The sequence below is a fragment of the Coleofasciculus sp. FACHB-712 genome, from assembly GCF_014695635.1.
Classification (GTDB): domain Bacteria; phylum Cyanobacteriota; class Cyanobacteriia; order Cyanobacteriales; family FACHB-T130; genus FACHB-T130.
On the sequence record NZ_JACJOQ010000100.1, the window covers coordinates 1 to 5,634 of the forward strand.

3 protein-coding genes are annotated in these 5,634 nt (G+C 47.3%); 2 read left to right on the forward strand and 1 reads right to left on the reverse strand.

Annotation, left to right across the window (positions count from 1 at the left end; genetic code table 11):
- Window positions 1-357 precede the first annotated feature (357 nt).
- Together H6F50_RS02480 and H6F50_RS02485 are read left to right on the forward strand one after the other, a co-directional pair.
- Complete coding sequence (locus tag H6F50_RS02480) at window positions 358-681, forward strand: hypothetical protein (RefSeq protein WP_190425966.1); 324 nt, start codon at window positions 358-360, stop codon at window positions 679-681.
- A 10-nt stretch (window positions 682-691) separates the two neighbouring features.
- Window positions 692-3,790, forward strand: a complete 3,099-nt coding sequence (locus H6F50_RS02485; protein WP_190425975.1) for a tetratricopeptide repeat protein — start codon at window positions 692-694, stop codon at window positions 3,788-3,790.
- Window positions 3,791-3,798: 8 nt separating this feature from the next.
- Here the strand turns inward: H6F50_RS02485 and lnt are convergent, their stop codons facing one another.
- Window positions 3,799-5,499 (reverse strand): apolipoprotein N-acyltransferase, encoded by a 1,701-nt coding sequence (lnt, locus tag H6F50_RS02490; protein WP_190425977.1) that lies wholly within the window; start codon window positions 5,497-5,499, stop codon window positions 3,799-3,801.
- Window positions 5,500-5,634 lie beyond the last annotated feature (135 nt).

Below are 5,634 nucleotides of genomic sequence, written 5' to 3' on the forward strand. Positions count from 1 at the left end.
AACCGGGGGATGCAGATGAACCAGGGGACGCAGACAACCCCGAATATGCAGATGAACCGGGGAATGCAGACAACTCCTGGGACACAGATGACTCCTGGAACACAGACGACCCCGATGCAGATGAACCGTGGGACGCAGATGAACCAGTAACATTGAACCAGTAACGTCGGGCAATACATCGAGCAATAACTAAAGAGCGATCGCACTCTCAAGAAGGGAAAATGCGATCGCTCTTTGCTATTTTGGGATTGTTGAGTCAATTTTTAGGCGTAATCGCTTGATTAGCCTGATTACCAAGTTATTTTAATCATTAATAATAATCTTCTCGCGCAGGTAAGATGCCTGAATTAAGCAGAAATGGCAGATATTCAATTTGAAGTTCAAGGGCAAGATGCAGTTGCCGCAACAGAAGAATTACTCTCAATTTCAGGAGTTTCCGGGAATTACGAAACCGAGGGCGAAGCTGAAAGAGAAGGAACTTTAGCAACAATTGGTGTAATTGTAGGGATTGTCGGCGGCGCGATCGCGATTGCCGAGCAAATTCGCAAGTGGTATCAGCAATATAAACAGGGTAAATCTGGCAAGAAAATCGACAAGGTGCTGCTGGTATCCCGCAGTGGCAAGCGGTTGTTGTTGGAAAATGCCACAATCGAGCAGATTAAGGAAATTCTAGACGAGTGACGCCGCGCTCATGCAAACGCTCCACCTTGACCTCAAGCGAACTGTAGATAATTATGTGGAGCTGCGTTACTTTTTTGACAATCCCAATGATTATCAACGGCGATCGCTTCCTCTGTCAGAAATCGCAGACCTGATTCAGGGAGCGGAACAAGATTATTATGTTCGCTTGGCGGTGGATTATGCTATCACTGGGCGAAAGCTATATAACTGGTTGGATGGAAGCGATCGCTTTCTGCAACGATTGCTAGATCGGTATCGAGGTGAAGGAATTGTTTTAGCGATCGCAGCGACGGAAAAACTCGCCTATCTGCCTTGGGAAGTGCTGCACGATGGCAACAGTTTTCTCGTTGAGAGACTGCCTGCGGTGGTTCCGGTGCGGTGGGTATCATCGGATGCGGTGAAGAAATTGTCCGTTGAGGTAGAACCGGAAAATCGGGCGCTGCAAGTTTTGTTTATGGCAACCTCTCCGCTGGGAGTGGAACCTGTACTGGATTTTGAGGCAGAGGAAGGGCGAATTCTAGAAGCAACGGCACGGTATCAAATAGACCTGAAAGTGGAAGAAAGCGGCTGTTTGTCGGAGTTGGGCTATTTAGCCGACTATTACGGCAAGGGGTATTTTGACGTTTTACACCTGACGGGTCATGCTAACCTGACCGATGGGCAACCTCGCTTCGTAACAGAGACGGAAACCGGGGAAGCTTACCTTGCCAGTGCTACCGATATCGCCAAAGAGCTGCAATTTCGACTACCTAAGCTTGTTTTCTTATCGGGTTGTCGTACTGGGCAAGGGGGGAAGTCTGGGGCTGTGCCTTCGATGGCAGAAGAGTTGCTAAAGTCGGGTGCTAAAGCAGTTTTGGGTTGGGGTCAGAAGGTTTTAGACACTGAGTCAACGGCAGCCGCCGCAGCGTTGTATCAACAGTTGTCGGCGGGAAAGAAACTAACCGAGGCAGTCGCTTGTACCTACCAGGCATTAATTAAGAATAAAGCGCGAGATTGGCATTTGTTGCGGCTGTACGCATCTGGGACTTTACCAGGGGAGTTAGTCACGCCCTTGAAGACTCCTAGGCGTAAACCAGCACCACCACCAACTGTTACTACTCAGTTTTTAGATCCTGCTGAGAAGATAAAAGTCGCGACTCGTGAAAGTTTTGTGGGTCGTCGCCGTCAGTTACAAAACTGTTTGAGGGCGCTGACTCAGTCGCCTGATGAGGTGGGAGTGTTGATTCATGGCATGGGCGGTTTGGGCAAAAGTACCCTTGCCGCACGACTGTGTGACCGCCTCCCAAATTTGGCGCGAGTGGTCTGGGTAGGGCGCATAGATGAACCCAGTTTGGTGAGTCGTTTGGCGGAAAAGTTAGATGACAAGGAACTGCGGAAGGCGCTACAAGACCCCGATGAGGAACTGAAATTCCGGCTGCGGCGGGTGTTTGGGCAAGATTCCCTGGATTTTTTGCTGGTGCTGGATGACTTTGAAGTAAATCTGGAACCCCGTGATGGTGGGTATGTGCTGCAACCGGAAGCAGCAACTGTTTTGCAGGCATTAGTTTGGGCAATTCGAGAGACTTATGCTTCCCACCGCTTAATCCTTACCTGCCGTTACGATTTTGATTCCACTCAGTTGCAGTATTTCTATAAACAACCGTTGGAGGCACTGCGAGGGGCGGATTTGCAAAAAAAGTGTAGTCGCCTCACTGCCTTTAGTTCTGAATCTCAGGTGGATGAGGCGTTGAAATTGCAAGCCCAAAGGTTGGCGGATGGTAATCCGCGCTTGTTGGAGTGGTTGGATAAAATTCTGCAAGCACCTCACCCCCTAACCCCCTCCCCGCAAGCAGGGAGGGGGAAAAATGAAAGTGTTGATGCGGTTGCGATTCTCAATCGTCTGGAAGCCGATCCGATGGAGTTGCGAGAGCAAGTCTTGGCAGCAGCGCTGCTGGAACAGATGGACGAACCGATGCGGGAGATGTTGTCGCGGGGATTGGTATTCGAGTTACCAGTACCGAGGGAGGGAATAGCCACAGTTTGTGAATCTCTCCCTAATCTCGAACAGCATATTAATCGGGCAGTGGCGTTGGGACTATTGGAAGTTAGCCCTGATTCTTCACTACGAGTACCGCGCATTTTGCCATTAAAGCTGCCGGAAGATGCAGAAGCTTTGCATAAGCAAGCGGCTGAAGTGCTATATCGTCTTTGGCGGGACGAGGCGGAAACGTCAACAGAAGGACAACTGAGAGAAATACATCGCTTAGCCTTTTCAGGGAAAGAAGCACAAATAGCTTCAAAAATGGCAGCATTTCTGACAGGTCATTGGATTAATCAGAGTCGGTTTCGAGAAGCGCAAGATTTGTGCAAATCTACCTTGGCGCTGGATGAAGATTACCGCATCTTGCATCGATTGGCACGGTCTGAGCAAGAACTAGGTGAAATTAATTTAGCACGGGAACACTATCAACAAGCTCTAGATTCTTGCCCAGAAAATGACGAACCAGAAAAAGCCGACATTATTCACAATCTAGGAAATATCTACGCCAATACTGGGGAAGTTGAGCAAGCGATCGCCTATTATCAGCAGTCCTTAGAAATAAAAGAGCGCATTGGTAATCTCCAAGGGAAAGCGGCGACGTTGCACCAACTAGCAGGTATCTACGCCAATACCGGGGAAGTTGAGCAAGCGATCGCTTACTATCAGCAGTCCTTAGAAATAAAAGAGCGCATTGATGATGTCCAAGGGAAAGCGGCGACGTTGCACTGTCTAGCTATTATCTACGCCAATACCGGGGAAGTTGAGCAAGCGATCGCCTATTATCAGCAGTCCTTAGAAATAGAAGAGCGCATTGGTGATGTCCAAGGGAAAGCGGCGACGTTGGCAATGCTGGGGCAACTGTTAGCATTACAGGGAGACTTCAATACATCACTGAATTATTTGCAGCAATCCCTAGAGATATTGCAGCGTCTCAAATCGCCTGATGCTGAGACAGTGAGACAAGCGATCGCCAGAGTGCAAAAGCTAACAAATGCCTTAAGAAATTTTAAGCTAGTCAATCTGGATCTACACCGAGCGATCGCTATTCTTTGCGACTATGCTAAGCGAAAAATAAACGGGTATCGGTAGAGTTGCCATCATCTTCCACGCTGATTATCTCGCCAGAAGATAGTGAAGAACCAAGCGATCGCTCCCAACACTAACAAAAGGGGTGTTAACCAATCGCCCCAACGCACATATAAAGTCTGCGTTTGTCGCCGGTAAATCGTGGCTACGTGTAGCTGGTAAGTATTCATTTTAGATATCCACAAGGTTCTCCCGTGGGGATCTATCACGCCAGAAAATCCAGTATTCGTAGCGCGGACAGCCCAGCGATCGCTTTCAATTGCCCGCATCAAATCTTGAGCGTGATGCTGAGCCATCATCGATGAGGTGTAATGGGCATCGTTAGACGCTGTAAGAATAAATTGCCCACCCGCAGCCGCCTGACGCCGGAACAGTTCAGGAAAGGCGGAATCATAGCAAATACCCACAATGGCGCGTCCAAAGGGTGTATCAAATATTTGATTTGTTTTGCCAGGAATTAAGTGAGCATCGAGAGGAGAAAGTTTGTCAATCAGTTTCCCTAAAACTTTTTCAAAGGGAATAAATTCTCCTAAAGGCACTAGCTTAGTTTTGTCGTAGCGGCTAAAAGTTTCACCAGTACCTGTAATCGTATAAAGACTATTTGTATAATCATTTCCCGCTTCCCCAAAGGTTCCTATCCAAGCAACTACACCTTTATCCAAAATTGCTTCTAAGAAAGAATCTCGAATCCAACTGGGTTCCGTCCATTGGACGGGTAATGCTGTTTCTGGGATTAAAACAGCATCAACTCCTTCGTCAGCTAAAGTTTTGTAGCCACTGGTATAGCCTTCGATGGCGCGACGCCAACCAATCGGATCGAATTTAAGTTTATTGGGAATATTGCCTTGAATAATTCCTACTTTTAATGCGGTTTGGGGAGGTTGAATTAAGGGACGGCTATACAGCCCGAATCCGAGGAGATGTAACCCGATTAATAATCCAGCCGCAATGCTTAAATAACCAGGATGGAGAACGAACCGCCTTAGCGAAGCCATGCGCGTTAGCGCTTTAGGCGAAAAGGATACGAAGGAAGAGGGAGAAGAATTAGTTTCTTCTATTTGTCTTGTGTATTGTTTGCGGTTAATCCATGCTTCGGCAATTAAGCAATTAACCGCTACAATTGCTGCGGTTACTGTGTTAGGACCAGAGATTTGACCAAGGTGTAGAATGGCGAGGTTGTGAGGACTTTGGGTATAAGAAAGGGAAGTCCACCATAGCGATCCGGAACCCCAAAGACTTTCAAGTCCGCACCACAAAGCAACGCCAATCAAAAGACGAAGTAAGGATGAATAAGTTTTGATTTCTGGCTTGCAGAGGAAAGCCATACCAGTTGCCCAAATTGCAACTAATCCGGCTCCCCAAAGGGTGATGAAAGTCCAACAAAAGAATGCGATCGCTAAACTTGCCAGCCAGGGAACCCCTAACCACGTCATCGGGTGAATCCCGGTAATCCAAGATAAAGCGACGCCGTGATAGCCAATCCCCCACGCCAAACCAATTAAAAAGGGAGAATTAAAACTTAAAAATGAAGAGTTTTCTCCTCCTTTTTTAAGCTTCAATTCTCCCTTTTTAACGATTAAAATCCACAAAGGAGTTAAGGCAATCCAAGCCAGAGGCCATGCTTGGATGGGAGCTGTTGTCACCCCCATCAAGATGCCACCTACCAGAGAAATTAAAAACGCAAAATTAAAAATTAAAAGTAGTTTCTTCATTTTTAATTTTGCATTTTTAATTTTTAATTCTCTACTTCTTCCTCATCATCAGTCGAGTCAGTCGAGTCAGTCGAGGGGGGTACTAATGCAACAGCAGCGATCGCATCATCTTCATCCAGGCGTTGCACCCGGACT